The sequence below is a fragment of the Streptomyces sp. NPDC002232 genome, from assembly GCF_042890295.1.
Taxonomy (GTDB): Bacteria; Actinomycetota; Actinomycetes; order Streptomycetales; family Streptomycetaceae; genus Streptomyces.
Map to the genome: position 1 here is coordinate 1,054,056 of NZ_JBIARV010000003.1, position 17,294 is coordinate 1,071,349.

Annotated in this window: 14 protein-coding genes; 1 reads left to right on the forward strand and 13 read right to left on the reverse strand. The window is 73.4% G+C overall.

The annotated features are described in order from the left end of the window. Positions 1–344 precede the first annotated feature (344 nt). Together ACFYXU_RS17180 and ACFYXU_RS17185 are read right to left on the reverse strand one after the other, a co-directional pair. Positions 345–2,039 (reverse strand): methyltransferase, encoded by a 1,695-nt coding sequence (locus ACFYXU_RS17180; RefSeq protein WP_389405675.1) that lies wholly within the window; start codon positions 2,037–2,039, stop codon positions 345–347. 271 nt (positions 2,040–2,310) lie between these two features. Then, a complete protein-coding gene (locus tag ACFYXU_RS17185; protein WP_389458229.1) occupies positions 2,311–3,525 on the reverse strand; it encodes a 4-hydroxybenzoate 3-monooxygenase in 1,215 nt (404 codons plus the stop codon). Positions 3,526–3,827: 302 nt separating this feature from the next. Between ACFYXU_RS17185 and ACFYXU_RS17190 the strand changes: the two genes are divergently transcribed. After that, the gene (locus ACFYXU_RS17190; protein WP_389458231.1) at positions 3,828–5,426 is read left to right on the forward strand and encodes an alpha/beta hydrolase; all 1,599 of its coding nucleotides are present in this window, start codon (positions 3,828–3,830) and stop codon (positions 5,424–5,426) included. A 69-nt stretch (positions 5,427–5,495) separates the two neighbouring features. Here ACFYXU_RS17190 and ACFYXU_RS17195 read toward each other — a convergent pair whose 3' ends face one another. The 11 genes from ACFYXU_RS17195 to ACFYXU_RS17245 form a co-directional block, all read right to left on the reverse strand. Then, positions 5,496–6,947 carry an amino acid permease gene (locus ACFYXU_RS17195; protein WP_389405672.1) on the reverse strand — a complete coding sequence of 484 codons (1,452 nt, stop codon included), beginning with the start codon at positions 6,945–6,947 and terminating at the stop codon, positions 5,496–5,498. 74 nt (positions 6,948–7,021) lie between these two features. Then, positions 7,022–8,785 (reverse strand): hypothetical protein, encoded by a 1,764-nt coding sequence (locus tag ACFYXU_RS17200; protein WP_389405671.1) that lies wholly within the window; start codon positions 8,783–8,785, stop codon positions 7,022–7,024. 180 nt (positions 8,786–8,965) lie between these two features. Beyond that, the gene (gene kynU, locus ACFYXU_RS17205) at positions 8,966–10,264 is read right to left on the reverse strand and encodes a kynureninase (protein ID WP_389458233.1); all 1,299 of its coding nucleotides are present in this window, start codon (positions 10,262–10,264) and stop codon (positions 8,966–8,968) included. Between the two features lie 4 nt (positions 10,265–10,268). Beyond that, positions 10,269–11,348, reverse strand: a complete 1,080-nt coding sequence (dmpG, locus tag ACFYXU_RS17210; protein ID WP_389458235.1) for a 4-hydroxy-2-oxovalerate aldolase — start codon at positions 11,346–11,348, stop codon at positions 10,269–10,271. After that, the gene (locus ACFYXU_RS17215; RefSeq protein WP_389458237.1) at positions 11,345–12,259 is read right to left on the reverse strand and encodes an acetaldehyde dehydrogenase (acetylating); all 915 of its coding nucleotides are present in this window, start codon (positions 12,257–12,259) and stop codon (positions 11,345–11,347) included. The genes dmpG and ACFYXU_RS17215 overlap by 4 nt, the downstream gene beginning before the upstream one ends. After that, positions 12,256–13,278, reverse strand: a complete 1,023-nt coding sequence (locus tag ACFYXU_RS17220) for an amidohydrolase family protein (protein ID WP_376516504.1) — start codon at positions 13,276–13,278, stop codon at positions 12,256–12,258. Before ACFYXU_RS17220 ends, ACFYXU_RS17215 begins: the two co-directional genes overlap by 4 nt. After that, complete coding sequence (locus ACFYXU_RS17225) at positions 13,275–13,847, reverse strand: 3-hydroxyanthranilate 3,4-dioxygenase (RefSeq protein WP_376516506.1); 573 nt, start codon at positions 13,845–13,847, stop codon at positions 13,275–13,277. The genes ACFYXU_RS17220 and ACFYXU_RS17225 overlap by 4 nt, the downstream gene beginning before the upstream one ends. Further along, the gene (locus ACFYXU_RS17230; RefSeq protein ID WP_329857563.1) at positions 13,844–14,287 is read right to left on the reverse strand and encodes a RidA family protein; all 444 of its coding nucleotides are present in this window, start codon (positions 14,285–14,287) and stop codon (positions 13,844–13,846) included. Before ACFYXU_RS17230 ends, ACFYXU_RS17225 begins: the two co-directional genes overlap by 4 nt. Beyond that, positions 14,284–15,036 (reverse strand): 2-keto-4-pentenoate hydratase, encoded by a 753-nt coding sequence (locus tag ACFYXU_RS17235; protein WP_389458240.1) that lies wholly within the window; start codon positions 15,034–15,036, stop codon positions 14,284–14,286. The genes ACFYXU_RS17230 and ACFYXU_RS17235 overlap by 4 nt, the downstream gene beginning before the upstream one ends. Next, entirely contained in the window at positions 15,033–15,848 is an 816-nt protein-coding gene (locus ACFYXU_RS17240) for a 2-keto-4-pentenoate hydratase (RefSeq protein ID WP_389458242.1), read from the reverse strand. The genes ACFYXU_RS17235 and ACFYXU_RS17240 overlap by 4 nt, the downstream gene beginning before the upstream one ends. Next, a complete protein-coding gene (locus tag ACFYXU_RS17245) occupies positions 15,845–17,260 on the reverse strand; it encodes a 2-hydroxymuconic semialdehyde dehydrogenase (RefSeq protein ID WP_389458244.1) in 1,416 nt (471 codons plus the stop codon). Before ACFYXU_RS17245 ends, ACFYXU_RS17240 begins: the two co-directional genes overlap by 4 nt. Between the last annotated feature and the right edge of the window lie 34 nt (positions 17,261–17,294).

A 17,294-nucleotide genomic window follows, 5' to 3' on the forward strand; every position in this document is an offset into this window, starting at 1 on the left:
TCCGGACGACCGTCGAGAACGAGCCGCCACCCCGGCGCGTCGCTCCCCGAGGTACGCCCGAGGCAAAGAATGGCCGCTTTCCGACCGTCCGGCAACGGCGCCCGAGGTCCTCGCCGGTGGGCGCCCCGGGGGTCCCCGGGGCGCGGGGCGCGTCCGCCCCCGCCGGTCCGTCCGCCCCGCCGTCGGTGACCAGCGTGAACGACGCGCCCCCACGGAACGTCCCCTGGGCGAACGGCGGATGAGCCGGCCCCCGCACTCCTCCGGACCCTCCGGAGGATCATCGACCGCGAGGCCCGTTGGGCGACTTCAGGCCAGCATGGCCTGATGGGTGTACGCCGGGCCCGTCAGCGCGCCTTGCGGGCGTGCAGGACGTGCGCATCCAGCGGCAGGGGGCTGCGGTCGACGAGCGTGAGGCCGGTGTCGGCGAGCAGCCGGGCGTAGTCCTCGGCGCTCCGCTCGCGTCCCCCGACGTTGCACAACATGTGCAGGTCCCAGGCCGTGGCCAGCGAGGGCGAGCCGTCCGTGGGCAGGAGCCGCTCGACGATCAGCAGGTCGGCGTGGGCGGGCATCGCGCGGGCGCAGTGGCGCAGGATCTCCCGGCACCGGTCGTCGTCCCAGTCGTGCAGCACGCGGGAGAGGACGTAGACGTCCCCGCCGTCCGGGACGTCGGCGAAGTCGCCGCTGCGGTAGTCGCAGCGGGCCCCGCACTCCGACGAGCCGAGCGCGCGACGGGCCGCCTCGATCGCGTGGGGGCGTTCGAGAAGCGTGCCGCGCAGGGCCGGGTGAGCGGTCAGGAGGCGCCGGAGCAGCTCTCCGGTGCCGCCGGCCACGTCGACGACGGTCCGGGGCACGGCGGACCGGGCCGCCGCGGTGATCACCGGGTGCTCGGAGAGCGGCTCGAACATGAGAGAACTCGCGGCCATCGACCGGTCGAAGAGGTCGGCCAGTTCGGGTTCCCGGGCGAAGTGGTCGAAGTGGTTCTCGCCGAAGAGGTGGTCGAAGCCGGGCCGTCCCGTCCGCACCGCGTGGTCGAGCGCGCCGAAGGAGCGGTAGAAGGGCCCTCCGTACATCAGCGCCAGGGAGCGCATCGAGTCCGGGCGGTCCGCGCGGAGCAGCCGGCCGAGCGGGGTGAGGCGGAACGCGGCCTCGTCGTCGGCGGCTTCGGGCTCCTCGGCCACGGCGCCGAGCATGGTCAGGTAGCGCAGGAGCGTGCCGAGGCCCTCGGGGTGCGTGCCGGTGCGCCGGGCGAGCTCCCGCAGGCCCGTGGCACCGGCGGGGTCCATGGCCTCGGGAAGGCGGAGCCGTGCGAACGCGGCGAGGGCCTGGGTGGTCCAGGCGCCGGTGAGCAGGTGGAGGAGCGTTTCCGCGGGCCGCTCGGCGCCGGGGTGTTCCCCCACATGGGCGGTGAGGACCTCGCGGTGGTCGCCGGGTGCGTAGAGCTCGAGGCGGCGGTACCCGCACGTCGAGTCGGGCGTGCTGAAGTAGAGGACGGTTCCGTTCTCGTGCGGGTTGTACCCGCCGCCGTCCGGTCGCGCGCCGTGCCGGGCCAGCACGGCGCACAGGCCGCGCAGCACGAGCGGCTCGGGGGCCTCCAGATCGAAGGCCACGTGGGTCTCGTGACCGAGGGCGCGTTCGTGCGCCGCGACCGCCTCCAGACCGGATCCCGTGGGTACGGAGAGGGCGAAGACCTCCACGGCGCGGGGTTCGTCCGCCGGACCGTCGACGCGGGGGCGCAGGATCCGCACGTCGAGGTCGGCCAGGTCTCGGCGGTGCCGCCGGGCCAGCCGCTCCCGTACGACGACGCTGGGCCGCGACGGGGTGTCAGTGGCCAGCCCGCCCGCGGCCAGCAGCTCCCGCAGGTGCAGCGGGTCCCGGGGGAAGAGCAGGATGCCGACGTGGGCGAACCGGCAGTACGCGGACACGGACGCGAGCTCGGCACCGCGCAGGCCCGGCAGGAGGAGGGGCAGCAGGTTGGCGCTCTGGTGGTGCCGTACGAAGGCCGCCGCCGCGCTCAGGCGCGCGGCGTCGTCGAGCAGCATCGTTTCACCCGACAGCGGAACTGCGCCGGGGAGATGGGCTTCCGCAGGAAGTGTCGTTGTCATGACGGGCGTGTCCTCAGGTGGGTGCTGGGGCAAAGGGGCAAAGGCGGAAAGAGGGAAAGGGGGAAAGAGGCAAAGGGACATGGAAGGGCCAGGAGTACGGCCGGACGAAGGGGAGCGGCGCCGGGGAGGGAGCCCCGGTGCGATGCCCGCCAGGAGACGCGGCGCTCGGCGCGCGAGACCCGGAAAGGAGCCCCGGCGCGCCACCGGCTCAGACGCCGACGTAGTTCTCCGCGAACCAGTCCTGGTGCGCGCGCGAGGTGCGCAGGGAATCGAGGCGGGCGCGTCGCACCGAGGCCTGGAAGAACGATCCTCCTGACCGGTCCTGACCGGGCAGCGCGTGGAGCAGCCCGGTCATCCACTGGGTGAACTCCTGGGCTCGCCAGATGAAGGCCAGGGACCGCGCCGAGTAGCGGTCGAGCGCTCCGGCGTCCCCCCGGCGGAGGGCGTCGGTCAGGGCGTCGGCCAGGAGCTCCGCCTCCAGGACGGCGAGGTTCGCCCCCTTCGCGGCGGCCGGGGCGGTCAGGCTCGCCGCGTCGCCCGCGAGCAGGAGCGAGCCGTGACGCAGGGGCTCGACCACGTCGCACGTCAGGTCGACGACACCGCGCTCGACGATCGGCCCCCGGCGCAGCGGACCGTACTTCTCGGCCCGCATCCTGAGGTCGAGTTCGTCCCAGATCCGCTCCTCGGACCAGGCGTCGGCCGGGGTGCCGCGATGGCACTCCAGGTAGTAGCGCGTGACCTCGGGCCCACGGGCCATGTGCCCGGCGAAGCCGCGGTCGTGCACGGCGTACCCGACGGCGTCGAGGCTGGGCGGAGCTTCCGCGAGCAGGCCCAGCCAGCTCACGCCGTGGTCGTGACGGTGGCGGACCGCGTCCGGCGGCAGGGAGCGGCGGGCTGCGCCGTGGCGCCCGTCGCAGCCCGCGACGTAGCGCGCGTCCCACCGGACGGGGCGCCCGTCCGGCTCCCGCGAGGTGACGTGGGGGCGGGTGCCGTCGGCGTCGTGCACGGTCACCGCCTCGGTGCCGAAACGGATCCGCCCGCCCGCGCCGACGTACCGCTCCAGAAGGTCGGACACCAGGTGCTGCTGCGGGTAGACGGTGTGCCGCTCGTGACGGCCGAGGGTGCCGTAGTCGAGGCGGAAGCGGCCGTCCCCGGTGCGGAACTCGCACGTGCCGTGGGAGCGGCCGTCGCGGTGCAGACCGTCCGCGAGCCCGTGGCGGTCCAGGACCCGTACGGTGTTCGGCGCGAGGAATCCCGCCCTGGCCCGGTTCCGGATGTGGGCGCGCGAGGCCCGTTCGAGGACGACGCAGTCGACTCCCGCGGCCACGAGGAGGTTCCCGAGCACGAGGCCGGCGGGGCCGGCGCCGAGGACGACGACATCCGCCGACGCACGCGATTCCAGGCCGTTCTGATCTTCTGTCATAGCCTGGGAATGATAAGCACGGAGAATCCCGCGGATGATCATGAGTAATTCGAATGCCGCAATAGCGAGAAAATCAGAAGAGCGCCGGAGAGGGGCATTCCCCCGACTTCACGTGTGAGCGGACGACGGGGGAGCGGACGGGGAAACGGCGCCTCGCGTTCTCCGCCTCGGGAACCATTCCTGCGGGCGGTCTCCTCCTGTGGTCGGACACGATGCCGTCCGGCGGGGGGATGTGCTCAACTACCGGTTGCACAAGGGTTCATGCGACGAATCATCCACCTCCCGCAAGGATCTGACTCACTGTGCGCAGCAGACGAACAGCACCCCTCGTGGCCCTCGGCGCGGCCGCGGCCCTCGTCCCCGCTCTCACGCCCGCCGTCGCGTTCGCCGACGCCCCGGCACCCCGTCGGGCGATATCCGCCGACCCCTGGAAGCAGTACACGCAGCAGAAGCCGCACTGGAAGCGCTGCGAGGCCGCGGGCCCGGCGAACTTCCAGTGCGCGACGCTCACGGTTCCGCTGGACTACGCCCGCCCCGGGGGCAAGAAGCTCCGGATCGCCGTCTCCCGGATCAAGGCGACCGACCCCCGCAAGCGCCACGGCGTCCTCCTGCTCAACCCGGGCGGCCCCGGCGGTCCGGGGCTCGACATGCCCCAGTGGATGGGCCCGGAGCTGCCCACGGCGGTGAAGGAGCGCTACGACCTGATCGGCTTCGACCCCCGGGGCGTCGGCCAGAGCTCCCCCGTCACCTGCGGGATGAACGACGAGGAGCTGAACTGGCAGCGCCCGTACAAGGCCGCCACGTTCGCCAAGGACGTCCGGTGGGCGCGCACCGTGGCCGACAAGTGCCGCGCGAAGGCCGGTGACGTCCTGCCGCACCTCACGACCCGCAACACCGCGCGGGACATGGACCTGATCCGAACCGTGCTCGGCGAGCGGAAGGTCTCCTACCTGGGGTACTCGTACGGCACCTACCTGGGGGCCGTCTACACGCAGATGTTCCCCCAGCGGGCCGACCGCTTCGTACTGGACAGCGCGGTCGACCCCCAGAGGATCTGGCGCGGCATGATCCAGGTGTGGGCGGAGGGCGCCGAGCCGGCCTTCAAGCGCTGGACCACCTGGACCGCCGAGCGGCACGCCACCTACAAGTTGGGCGCCACCCCGGCCGCCGTCGGCAAGACCTTCTGGGACCTCGTCGCCCAGGCGGACCGCAAGCCGATCGACTTCCAGGGCACGCTCCTGAGCGGCGACGACATCCGGGCGGGCCGGGCCGTGTTCTTCGACGCGAAGGGCGCCGCCGAGGCGATCGCCGAGCTGAAGAAGGCCGCCGAGGGGGCTCCGTCCGCGGCGCCGTCCCGGCGGAGCGCGTCCCCCCGTCCCGTACCGCCGTCGTTCGCCCGCGCCGTCCCCGCCGACAACGGTGAGGCGGCCTTCTGGTCCGTGGCCTGCGCCGACACCCGCGCGTGGCCGCGCGACCCGGAGCAGTACCGCCGCGACGCGATCCGCGACAAGGTCCGGTACCCGCTGTACGGGGACTTCGCGTCGAACATCATGCCGTGCGCGTTCTGGAAGAACGGCTCCGAGCCCGCCACCAAGGTCGACAACCGTGTCGGCGCGCTCGTCCTTCAGAACGAGTGGGACTCCCAGACGCCGCTCGTCAGCGGACAGGGGCTGCACCGGAGCATGAAGGGCTCCCGCATGGTCACCGTCCTCGACGGCCAGGGCCACGGCGTCTACGGCTCGAAGTCCTGCGCAGACAAGACCGCCACCGCCTACCTGACGACGGGCCGGCTGCCGGCCGCGGACCTGACCTGCCGGGCCACGCCCGCCCAGGCCCGCAACAGCCTGGACCTCCCGCTGCCGACGCCCCCCGGCCTGCCCGGGCGGCAGGACCGCTTCTGACCGAGGTGGCGCACCACGCGCGGCACGGGGCCCCCGCACGGACGCGGGGGCCCCGTGCCGTCCGCCCTCTCAGGTCCGCCGGGTCCGGCGGAGGACGGTCAGGGCGTAGCAGCCGAGCAGGACCACGGTGAAGGTGAGCCCGACGCCCGCCGCCTGGCGCATGTCCGGGACCTCGATCGCGGTGGCGGCCACGGCCAGCACGCCGACCCCGGCCACGAAGGCGAGCTTGGTCCCGCCGGGGACGCTGAACCCGGTGAACTCCTCCGGATGCGCGTTCCGGTGGCGCCGGAAGGCCACGTACGAGGCGAGGATCAGCAGCCACACCAGCAGCACCGCGAAGAGCGCGATGGACATCAGGATGCCGAAGATGCCGCCGACGTCGTAGAAGGCGAGCAGCGCGGCGGCCGCGATGCCCAGCGTGGAGGCGGCCAGCGCGTTGGCCGGGACGCCGCGCGAGGTGAGACGGGCCACCGGGGCCGGGGCGAGGCCGTCGTCGCCGAGGGAGTGCAGCAGCCGGGAGGCCCCGTACAGGTGGGCGTTCGCGGCGGACACGGCCGCGATGAGCACGACGAGGTTCGTGAGGGTCGCGGCGGCCGGCACGCCGACGTCGGAGAAGACCCGGACGAACGGACTGGCCTCGACGCTGCCGTCACCGGCGGCCAGCCGCCGCCACGGGATCAGAGCCACGACCAGGGTGATCGCGAGGACGTAGAAGACGCTGAGCCGCCAGGCGAGCTGACGCATGGCCGTGCGGATCGAGCGCTGCGGGTCGGTGGCCTCGGCCGACGCGATGGCGACGACCTCGAAGCCGGCGTAGGCGAACATCACCACCGACATCGCGATCCAGACGGACTTGGCGCCGTGCGGCACGAACCCGCCGTCGTCGGTGAGGTGCGCGAGGCCGGTGGACTCGTGGTCCGGCAGCCCGAAGAACACCAGGAACGCGGCACAGAGGATGAAGGCGCCGAGCGCCGTCACCTTGATGGCGGACAGCCAGAACTCGGTGGTGCCGAAGGACTTCACGTTGATCACGTTGACGGCGAGCACCAGCGCCGCGACCGCCAGGATGGCCGCCGACATCGGCACGCCGGGCCACCACCAGCGCAGGTAGAGCGCCGAGGCGACGACCTCCGTGCCGATGACCACGACCGCGCTGAACCAGTACGTCCAGCGGGTGACGAAGCCGGCCCAGGGGCCGAGGTAGCGGTGCGCGACGGCACCGAACGAGCCCTGCACCGGATGCGCGGCCGACATCTCGCCGAGCAGCACCGCGATCACGGCGACCAGCACCGCGCCGATCGCGTACGAGATGATCACCGCCGGTCCGGCGGCGGATATCGCCGACCCGGAGCCGAGGAACAGACCCGTCCCGAGCGCGGAGCCCAGGCCGATCATCGTGGTCTGGCGGGGGGTGAGGGAGCGGACGAGGCCCGTGTCCTTCCCCGGGACGCCGGGAGGCGGAGGCGAGGCGGGGTCCTGCGCGGACGCGGGGGCCTGGGCGGGTCTTTCCGGAGCGGCCATGACGGTTGTCCTTCCGTACGGGTGCGAGCGGGGTGGGGAGGGGGCGGGAGCGGACGCGCGGGTCCGCTCCCGGATCAGAACTCGCTGGTGCGGAACGGCTTCTCGGGCCGGTCCAGATCGGGCTTGCCCAGCACCTTCGGCGAGGACAGGGCGTAGATGCCGTGGTTGGTCAGCACCCAGGCGATGTTGCGGTCCCACTCCACGTACACGCCGTGCGTCTGGTTGCCGTACGCGTAGTCCGGGGTCCCGGTGCCGTACGCCTTCGGCACGAAGTACGCGTCGATCTTCGGCGCCGCCGGGTCCGAGACGTCGAAGAACTGCACGCCCGCGTTGTAGAAGCCGTAGCCGAGGACGCCGGGGGTGTGCCGGCCGGGGTTGGTGTAGGAGCCGGTGCGCTTGGGACCGAAGCTGCCGCGACGCTGGCAGAAGTCCGTGAAGCCGGCCGACGGCGGCGGGGTCGGGCGGGGCAGGACCCCGACGACGCGCGGGTTCTTCGGGTCCTTGGCGTCGATCTGGTAGACGTCCTTGTACGGCTCGTAACAGTCCTCGGTGAGCGGGTAGCCGGAGTAGTAGATGATCCCGGTCCGCTCGTACTGCGAGACGTCGATGTTGTCGCCCTCGGTGCCCGAGACCGACGGCGGCAGGTCCAGGTGGCTGACGGTCCTCAGGTCGGCCGGGTTCGAGATGTCGAGGACCGTCAGGCCGTAGCCGCCCATGGCCGCGAACGCGTAACGCCCGCCCTGCTCCACGGGCTTGGGGATGAACAGCGGCATGCGCGCGCCCATCCAGCTGGTGCGGTTCCCGCAGCGCGGGTTCTTCCGGTACGCGGCGTCCTCACCGGTCCGCTGCCCCGGCAGGTGCCAGGTGTCGAGCAGCTTCGGGTGGGCCGGGTCGGCCATGTCCCAGGACTGGTAGCCCGCCGAGTGCAGGTTGGTGGGGTACTCGGTGCGGGAGTACGTGTCGTCGGGGGCCGTCGCGATGAACATGTACCGCCGACCGGTCCAGTACGGCGTGTCGAGCGAGCCGGACCCCTGCTGCGCCGAGTCGGGGTCGCTCCTGAGGGGGTCCTTCTGGGTGGCGTCGGTGGAGACGGTCGCGAGGAGCTTCCAGTCCTTCTTCCGGGGGCCGTCCAGGCGGAAGACCTTGAACCCCTTGAGCCCCGGCTTCTCCCGCAGCTTCCTGACGCCCTCCGGATTGTTGTACTTGTCGTGCGCGGGGTCGTCCGTGAGCTCCTGGATCTGCCGCTTGTCCTCGAAGCTCTGCACCATGACGTAGGCGCGGAGCTTGTCGTTCCACTGGATGGTGGAGGCGCCCCAGTAGTCGTTGGCCGCCCAGGTGCCGTTGGACCGCGTCTCGTCGCCGTCGACGTCTCCCCGGCTCATCCGCTCGACGACCTTCACCTTCTTCACGTCGGTGATGTCGTAGACGCGGCCCTCGGACCGGTCGTACTGGAACATGTAGCGGCGGCCGTCGAAGTCGACGATGTTCTGCCAGGTGTGGAAGTAGTCGGGGGTGAAGTCCGCCCCCTCGTAGGCGGCTTCGACCTTCATGTTCTTGATGTACGAGCGGGTGTCGTACCGCTCGTTGCGGCCCGGGAAGGAGTGCTCGTGCTCCTCGTCGACCGGGGTCAGCGCCGGGTGGCGGAACGACTTGTCGAGCTGCATGCCGTACGCGCCGGTGTCCGCCGGCTCCGGGCGCCGGTCGGCGCAGACCTCGGGGATGTTCGGGTCGGCGGTGGCGGTGGTGGTGGCGCCGGAGCTGCCCGGCACCAGGAGGGTCGCGGCGGTGGCGGCGGCCACGGCCGCGGCCAGGGTCGCTCGGGGGTGGAGGGATCGCATGGGCTGTCCTCGGGTTCTCGGCGGCTGAGCGTGGACGTGCGAAGGACCGGCCGGCCGTGCGGAGGCACGGCACGGCCCGCCGGCGCGGACGGGACCGACCGGCGTGGACCCGGTCGCGCGGTGGTCACGCGGATGCGGTGACCTCGGGGATCGCGCGGGCCGGGAGATCGTGCGGACCGGTCAGGTGACCGTCGGGCGCCGCTGGAACGCGGCGGCCCGGTGGGCGCCCGTGGCGACGACGTCCCGCAGCGCGCGCACCGCGCTCAGGACGTCCGCGTGCGTGACGTAGAGGGCGTTGAAGCCGAACCGCAGCAGGTCCGGGGCGCGCATGTCGCCGATGACCCCCCGCGCGGTGAGCGCGGCGACCAGCGGATACGCCTCCGGGTGCCGCAGCGCGACCTGGCTGCCCCGGCGGCCGGGCTCGCGCGGGGTCACCGAGGAGAAGCCCATCCCGTCGAGGAGGGAGTCGGCGCACTCCTGGAAGAACCCCGTCAGGGAGAGGCTCTTGGCCCGCACGGACTCCATGTCCACCCCGTCGTACGCCGTCAGCGCGGCCTCCAGGGCGACCAGCGAGAGGAGGGCCGGCGTGCCGATGCGGGCCCGGGTGATGCCGTCGGCGGGCGCGTACGCACCGGCCATGGCGAACGGCTCCGCGTGCCCGTGCCAGCCGGTGACCGGGTGGTCGAAGGCCCCCTGGTGGCGTTCCGCGACGTAGGCGAACGCCGGGGCGCCGGGACCGCCGGAGAGGTACTTGTAGCCGCAGCCGACCGCGAAGTCCGCCGCCACGGCGTCGAGTGCGACCGGCAGGGCGCCCGCCGCGTGGCACAGGTCCCAGTGGACGAGGGCCCCCGCGGCGTGCGCGGCGGCGGTGAGCGCGGCCATGTCGTACAGCTCGCCGGTGCGGTAGTCCACCGGGGCGTAGGCGGCGACCGCGACGTCCGCCCCCTCGGCGGCCAGCACGGCGGCGGCCTCGCGTGCGGGCACCCGGCGGACCTCCAGGCCCAGGAGCCGCCCCACCGAGTCGGCGATGTACTGGTCGGTGGGGAAGTGGTCGGGATCGGTCAGCAGCAGCCGCCGCCCGGGCCGCAGCCGGGCGGCGGCGAGCAGGGTGTTGAACAGCTGGACGCTGGTGGAGTCCCCGGCCACCACCTGTCCGGGGGCCGCGCCGATCAGTCGGCCGATGGCGTCGCCGGTCCGCACCGGGGCGTCCCACCAGCCGTTGGCGTTCCAGGAGCGGATGAGGTCGGTGCCCCACTGCCGGTGCACGGCGTCCTCGACGGCCGGGGGGACGGCGGCGGGCAGGGCGCCGAGGGAGTTGCCGTCGAGGTAGACGACCCCCTCGGGCATGAGGAACCGGTCGCGGACGTGCGCGAGCGGGTCGGCGGCGTCGAGCGCGGCGGCGCGCTCGGCATGGGCCGCGACGAGCTCCGCGTCGGCGGGGGTTCCGGTGAGGTTCTCGAAGGGTGTTCCGGTCGGCACGACATCACTCCATCGGTGCGGAAGAGGCGGCGGGGGAGGTGGGGGAGGCGGGCGCGGCGAGGACGGGTGCTGCGGCGTCACGGTCCCGGACCAGGTCCAGCGCGATGTCCGCGAGCAGGTCCTCCTGCCCGCCGACGAGCCGCCGCCGGCCGGCCGCGACGAGCAGGTCCCGGGTGTCGACGCCGTGCCGCAGGGCGGTCGCCTCCGCGTGCCGCAGGAAGCTGGAGTACACCCCGGCGTAGCCCAGCGTCAGCGTCTCCCGGTCCACCCGCACGGGCCGGTCCTGGGTCGGCCGTACGAGCTCCTCGGCCGCGTCCATCAGCGGGAACAGGTCGCAGCCGTGCTCCCAGCCCATCAGGTCGAAGACGGCCACCGTCGGTTCCAGCGGGGCGTTCCCCGCTCCGGCGCCCTGGCCCGCGAGGGAGGCGTCCACGCGGTACGCGCCCGCCTCCACCGCCGTGACGCTGTTGGCCACGCCCAGACCGAGGTTGTGGTGGGCGTGGATGCCGATCTCGGTGCCGGGGTCGAGGACATCGCGGTACGCCCGGACCCGGTCCCGCACGCCGTCCATGGTCAGCCGCCCGCCGGAGTCGGTGACGTAGACGCAGTGCGCGCCGTACGACTCCATGAGCCGCGCCTGCGCGGCCAGTTCGGCCGGCGGAGCCATGTGCGACATCATCAGGAAGCCCGCGACGTCCATCCCGAGCTCCCGGGCCAGACCGATGTGCTGGGCGGAGATGTCCGCCTCGGTGCAGTGCGTGGCGACGCGCACGGACGTCACCCCGAGGGCGTGCGCGCGGCGCAGGTCCGCGGCCGTCCCGACGCCGGGAAGCAGCAGGGTGGTGAGCCGGGCCCGGTCGAGGACCTCGGCCGCCGCCTCCAGCCATTCCCAGTCGGAGTGCGCGCCGGGCCCGTACGTCACGGAGGAGCCGGAGAGGCCGTCGCCGTGGGCGACCTCGACGGCGTCGACGCCGGCGGCCTCCAGCGCGGCCGCGATCGCCCGCACCTGGGCGAGGGTATAGCGGTGCGACACGGCGTGCATGCCGTCCCGCAGGGTGACGTCCTGGACGTAGACCGAGGTCATCGGGCCGGACTCCGTTCGGCCAGGCGCTCGGCGGTGCGCAGCGCGGCGGAGGTCATGATGTCGAGGTTTCCGGCGTAGGCCGGGAGGTAGTGGGCGGCGCCCTCCACCTCCAGGTAGACGGAGACGAGCAGCCGCCCGCCGCCGGCGAGGCCCGTGAGCGGATCGCCGGCCGGCAGTGCGCGGAACTGCGGTTCCTGCTTGAGCCGGTAGCCGGGCACGTACGCGGCGACGGACGCGGCCATCGCGTGGACCGAGGCGGCCACCCGCTCCGTGTCGCAGTCGTCGACGACGCAGTGCACCGTGTCGCGCATCAGCAGCGGCGGCTCCGCCGGGTTGAGGACGATGATGGCCTTGCCCCGGGCCGCGCCGCCCACCCGCTCCAGCGCGCGGGAGGTGGTCTCGGTGAACTCGTCGATGTTCGCCCGGGTACCGGGGCCCGCCGACCTGGAGGCGATCGAGGCGACGATCTCCGCGTAGTGCACCGGTGCCACCGCCGAGACGGCGGCGACGATCGGGACGGTGGCCTGCCCGCCGCAGGTGACCATGTTCAGGTTGGGGGCGTCGAGGTGCTCGTCGAGGTTGACCGGCGGGACGACATAGGGGCCGAGGGCCGCCGGGGTGAGATCGACGATCCGCTTGCCGTACGGGGCGAGCGCGGCGGCGTTCCGGTGGTGGGCGGCGGCCGAGGTGGCGTCGAAGACGACGTCGATGGCGTCGATGTCGTCGAGGGCGAGCAGCCCGGCCACACCGTCCGAACGGGTCCGCACCCCGAGCCGGCGGGCCCGTGCGAGACCCTCCGAGTCCGGGTCGATGCCGATCATCGCGGCCGCGGTGACGGACCCCGAGCCACGGACGATCTTGATGAGGAGATCGGTGCCGATGTTGCCCGATCCGATCACGGCGGCCCTCATCGGACGGCCTCCTTCAGCAGCGGGGCGAGACCGAAGAAGCGGACGGCGTTGCCGCCGAGGACGGCCTCGGTCTCCTCGGGGGTGAGCGCGCTCTCCCGCACGAGCCGGCCGATCTCCTCCTCGCCGAGCGGGAACGGATGGTCCGAGCCGAGCAGCACCCGCTCCGCGCCCATCACGTCCACGAGCAGGCGCAGCGCGCCGGGATCGAAGACGGCCGAGTCCACGGAGAAGCGGCGGGTGTAGTGCGAGGGCGGGTGAGGACTGTCGGCGCGGACCAGGTCACGGCGGTGCCAGGCGTTGTCGGCCCGCCCCAGCAGGTACGGGAAGCTGCCCCCGCCGTGGGCGAACAGCAGCCGCAGCGAGGCCGGCAGCCGCTCGAAGGCGCCGGACAGGATCAGCGACAGGATCGTCAGATGGGTCTCGGCGGCCATGCCCGCCAGCCAGGCCAGCATGTACCGCGAGAACCGCGGACCGGCCGGCAGGTCCCACGGATGGACGAGGACGGCCGCGCCCTCGTCGGCGCAGTGCGTGAGGAACTCGACGAGCGCCCCGTGGTCGAGGTCGCGGTCGCCGAGGTGGTTGCCGATGTGGACGCCGTGGAACCCCGCGCGCATCGCCTCGCTGAGCAGACCGCAGGCCGCCTCGGTGTCCTGGAGCGGCACCTGGCACAGCGGGGCCAGCCGGTCGGGGGCGTACGCACCGTACGCGAGGAGACGGGAGTTGACCGTACGGCACCAGTCGGCGGCCCGCCCGGCCTCCAGGCCGTAGCCGAAGAGCAGCGGGGTGCTGGACAGCACCTGGATGTCCACGCCGAGCCGGTCCAGGTCCGCGACGCGCTCCACCGGGTCCCACAGGGTGCGGCGCACCGGCCGGTACTCGGCGGAGCCGGACATCATCATCCCGGCGTCCGGACCGTCCGTGGTCCGCAGCCAGGGGCCGTCGTCGGAGCCGGTGAGCCGGCGCGACTCGGCCCGGCCGATCTCCGGGAAGACGTGGGCGTGGATGTCGACGACGGTCATGCGCCGTCCGCCTCGTCACGACGGGTCCTCGGCCGCAGCTCCTCGGGCCAGTCCTTGCCCGGGTGCACCGCCCCGCAGTGACCGCAGGTGCGGGCCGCCTCGTCGCCGTAGAAGGAGTCGAACACCGGCGGGAGGTCGTCGACGATCGAGGTGAGCTGGAGCTCGCTGCGGTGCACCAGGTGGTGGCACGCGGTGCAGTACCACTCGAAGGCGTCGCGCTGCCCCTCCGGCCTGGCGAACTCGACGACCAGGCCGACGCTGTCCTCCTCGGGCCGCTGCGGGGAGTGCCGCACGTGCGGCGGGAGCAGGAAGACGTCCCCCTCACGGATGTGGATGTCGCGCGGCGGGCTCCCCTCCTCGTCCATGACGCGGAGCACCATGTCGCCCTTGAGCTGGTAGAAGAACTCCTCGATCGGGTCGTCGTGGAAGTCGGTGCGGCGGTTCGGGCCGCCCACGACCGTCACCATCAGGTCGGCGTCCTGCCAGATCTGGACGTTGCCGACCGGCGGCCTGAGCAGATGGCGGTGTTCCTCGATCCAGGACTGGAGGTTGAACGGTCTCATGGTCACGGGCGCGGTTCCTCGCTTCGGGAGGCGGACTCGGGGGAGTGCTGCGGGATGTGGGCGACGCCGCTGATCTCGATCAGCAGGTGTGGGTGGGGGAGCTGGTGGACGGCGACGGTGGTGCGGGCCGGGCCGCCCTCGTCGAAGTACTCGCCGTAGACCTCGTTGTAGCCACCGAAGTCGTTCATGCCGACCAGGTACGTGGTGACGGAGACCAGGTCCTCCAGGCCGCCGCCCGCCGCGGCCAGCACACGCGCCAGGTTGTCGAGCACGGCACGGGTCTGGGCACGGATGTCGAGGTCCGTCACCCCCATCGCGTCCGCGCTCGCCCCGACGAACGTGCCGTCGGGGCGGCGGGAGCTCGTACCGGAGACGAAGACCAGGTCGCCGGCACGCCGGAAGTGCGGGAAGCGGCCGCGGGGGGGTGCGGCGCCGGGCACGATCACGCGCCCTCCCCGGTGGTGAAGGCGACGCTGCCGAGGCCCGCGACCGTGGCCCGCACGTGCGTCCCCGGCGGCAGCGGCACGGCGGCGGTCGCCGCACCGGCCAGGATCACCGTGCCGGGTTCCAGCGTTCCGGCGAGCCGGGCCGCGGCCGCGAGGGCCCGCAGCGGACGACCGAGGATCGCCGCGGTCGAACCGGTCTCGGCCGTCCGCCCGTCCAGTTCGAGGAGGACCCCGCGGTCGCCCAGGTCGCCCAGCTCCCCCGGTGCGGTCCAGGCCCCCACGGCGTACCCCGCCGCGGAGGTGTTGTCGGCGATCACCTCGGGAAGGGAGAACCGGAAGCCGTCGTAGCGGGAGTCGATGACCTCCAGCGCCGGCGCCACGGCCGCCACTGCGGCCATGGGGTCGCCGCCGGGGCGCAGCGTGCCGCCGAGCAGGAAGGCCACCTCGGGCTCGACCCGGGGGTGGATGAGACCCGAGACGTCGAACCGCCCGCCGTCGGGAATCTCCATCCGGTCCGTCAGCCGCCCGTGGATCAGGTCGGACACGCCCATCTGCCGCATCTTCGCCACGCTGGTGAAGCCCAGCTTGAACCCGGTCAGCCGCTCGCCGCGGGCCAACCGCAGGGCGACCAGGGCGTCCTGGACGGCGTACGCCTCCCCGGTGTCCTTCAGGCCGCTCCCGCCGCCGGGCAGCGGGCGGCCCTCGCGCGCCGCCGCGTCGAGCGCCTCGGCCAGTGCCGTGATGTTCATCGGGTGTCTCCCTCCCGCCCGGTCCGGCCGAAGGCCGCGCGGACCGAACCGAGTCCGTCGATGCGGGCTTCGAGCACGTCACCGGGTTCGACGCCGGTCATGGGGCCGAGCGCGCCGGTCAGCACGGTGTCCCCGGCGCGCAGCGGGCGGCCGAGCCGCGCGAGCGTGTCGGCCAGCCACACGGCGGCGTGCAGCGGGTTGCCCAGACAGGCGGCGCCGGCCCCGGTGGACACGGGCTCACCGCGCCGCTCCAGGACCATTCCAGCGGTCCGCAGGTCCAGGTCGCGCAGCGGCACGGGACGGGTGCCCAGGACGTAGGCGCCGCTGGAGGCGTTGTCGGCGATCGTGTCCACGGCCGAGATGTCCCAGTCGCGGATCCGGCTGCCCACCACCTCCACGGCGGGCAGCGCGAACGCGGTCGCCCGGATGACGTCGGCCACCGTGTGCCGCTCGTGGACGAGGTCGTGCTCCAGGACGAGCGCGACCTCGGCCTCGGCCCGCGCCTGCAGCACGGTGCCCCAGGGAATCTCCGCGCCGTCCGGTACCGCCGTGTCGTCCGTCAGCCGGCCGAAGTCCGGCCGGTCGACTCCCAGCTGGGCCTGCACGGCCGCCGAGGTCAGCCCGACCTTCCAGCCCGTGATCCGACGTCCCTCCGCGATCCGGCGCTCGCCGAGCAGGCTCTGCACGGCGTACGCGGCCTCCAGGTCCCCCGGGGGCAGCAGATCGCGGACGGGCGCGCAGGGCACGCCCGTCAGGCGCGCCGCGTCGAGGCGCTCGGCGGCCCGCGCCACCGCTTCGTCCACCGTGCTCACAGCTTCACGCACACATTCATCGGCTCGGAGAAGAAGTCCAGGGAGTGATCGCCGCCCTCACGGCCGATCCCGGAGGCCTTCACGCCTCCGAAGGGAGTCCGCAGGTCCCGCAGGTTCCAGGTGTTGACCCAGGCGATCCCCACGTCGAGGGCGGGCGCGACCCGGTGCGCCCGGCCGACGTCACCCGTCCACACGGTGGCGGCCAGCCCGTACGGCCCGGCGTTCGCGTACGCCAGGGCCTCCTCCTCGGTGTCGAACGGCGCCAGATGGACGACGGGACCGAAGATCTCCTCCCGCACCACCGGGTGGTCCTCCGGGAGCCCCGCCAGCACGGTCGGCTCCACCCAGAAGCCGCCGTCCCGGTCGTCGCCGAACCGGGGCGTGCCGCCACCCGCGAGCACCTCACCGTCCGCCGCGGCCTTCCCGAGATAGCCCAGCACCTTGTCGCGGTGCGCCGCCGAGACCATCGGCCCGTAGCCGGTCAACGCCCGTGCGCCGGCGGCCAGTGCCTCGGCGAACGCGTCGAACACGGACCGCTCCACGTACACCCGCTCGGTGCACAGGCACACCTGCCCGCTGTGGGTGAAGGACGACCGGAGGGTCCCCGCCACGGCCTGCTCCAGATCCGCGTCGGCGAAGACGAGCCCGGCGTTCTTGCCGCCCAGCTCGAAGGAGACGGGAGCCAGCCGCGCGGCGGCGGCCCGCATGATCGTCGATCCGGTGCGCGACTCCCCGGTGAACGCGACGGCGTCCACCCCGGGGTGCTCGGTGAGCCACTGCCCGGCCGCGTCCGCGCCGCCGCCGTGCACGACGTTGAAGACGCCCGCCGGCACGCCGGCCTCCGCCATGACCTCCGCCAGCAGGCACGCCGTGCCCGGGGTCAGCTCGGAGGGCTTGGCGACCACGGTGTTCCCCGTGGCGAGGGCGGGCGCCACCTTCCAGGTGAGCAGCAGCAGCGGCAGGTTCCAGGGCGAGATCACCGCGACCACGCCCAGCGGCTTGCGCACCGTGTAGTTCAGCGCGCCCCGGCCGTCCGGGGTGTCGGTGTGCCAGGACCGCTCGCCGCGACCGGCCAGGAGGTCCGCGTACGAACGGAAGTTGGCGACCGCGCGCGGGATGTCGACCGCCGAGGCGAGGTCGCGGGGCTTGCCGGTGTCCGCGCACTCGGCGTCGACGAACTCCTCGAAACGGCGCTCGATGCCGTCCGCGACCCGGTGCAGCAGCCGCGAACGGTCCGCCGGGCTCCAGGCCGCCCACGGACCGCGCAGCGCCTCGCGCGCCGCGGCCACCGCGCGGTCGACCAACTCCCGCGAGGCCGACGGCGCTTCGCCGACGGCGACCCCACGGGCCGGATCGAAGAGCGGGAAGGGGACGCCCGACGTGTCGAACCCGCCCCCCACGTAATGCCGCACCGGTGAGCGCACCTTGCAGACCTCCGTCGCCGGG

Coding starts and splice junctions, on each gene's coding strand:
- ACFYXU_RS17235 (WP_389458240.1), bottom strand. CDS start 15,036: ATGAACATCACGGCACTGGCCGAGGCGCTCGACGCGGCGGCGCGCGAG.
- ACFYXU_RS17220 (WP_376516504.1), bottom strand. CDS start 13,278: ATGACCGTCGTCGACATCCACGCCCACGTCTTCCCGGAGATCGGCCGG.
- ACFYXU_RS17195 (WP_389405672.1), bottom strand. CDS start 6,947: ATGGCCGCTCCGGAAAGACCCGCCCAGGCCCCCGCGTCCGCGCAGGAC.
- ACFYXU_RS17200 (WP_389405671.1), bottom strand. CDS start 8,785: ATGCGATCCCTCCACCCCCGAGCGACCCTGGCCGCGGCCGTGGCCGCC.
- ACFYXU_RS17180 (WP_389405675.1), bottom strand. CDS start 2,039: ATGCTGCTCGACGACGCCGCGCGCCTGAGCGCGGCGGCGGCCTTCGTA.
- ACFYXU_RS17185 (WP_389458229.1), bottom strand. CDS start 3,525: ATGACAGAAGATCAGAACGGCCTGGAATCGCGTGCGTCGGCGGATGTC.
- dmpG (WP_389458235.1), bottom strand. CDS start 11,348: ATGACCTCGGTCTACGTCCAGGACGTCACCCTGCGGGACGGCATGCAC.
- ACFYXU_RS17215 (WP_389458237.1), bottom strand. CDS start 12,259: ATGAGGGCCGCCGTGATCGGATCGGGCAACATCGGCACCGATCTCCTC.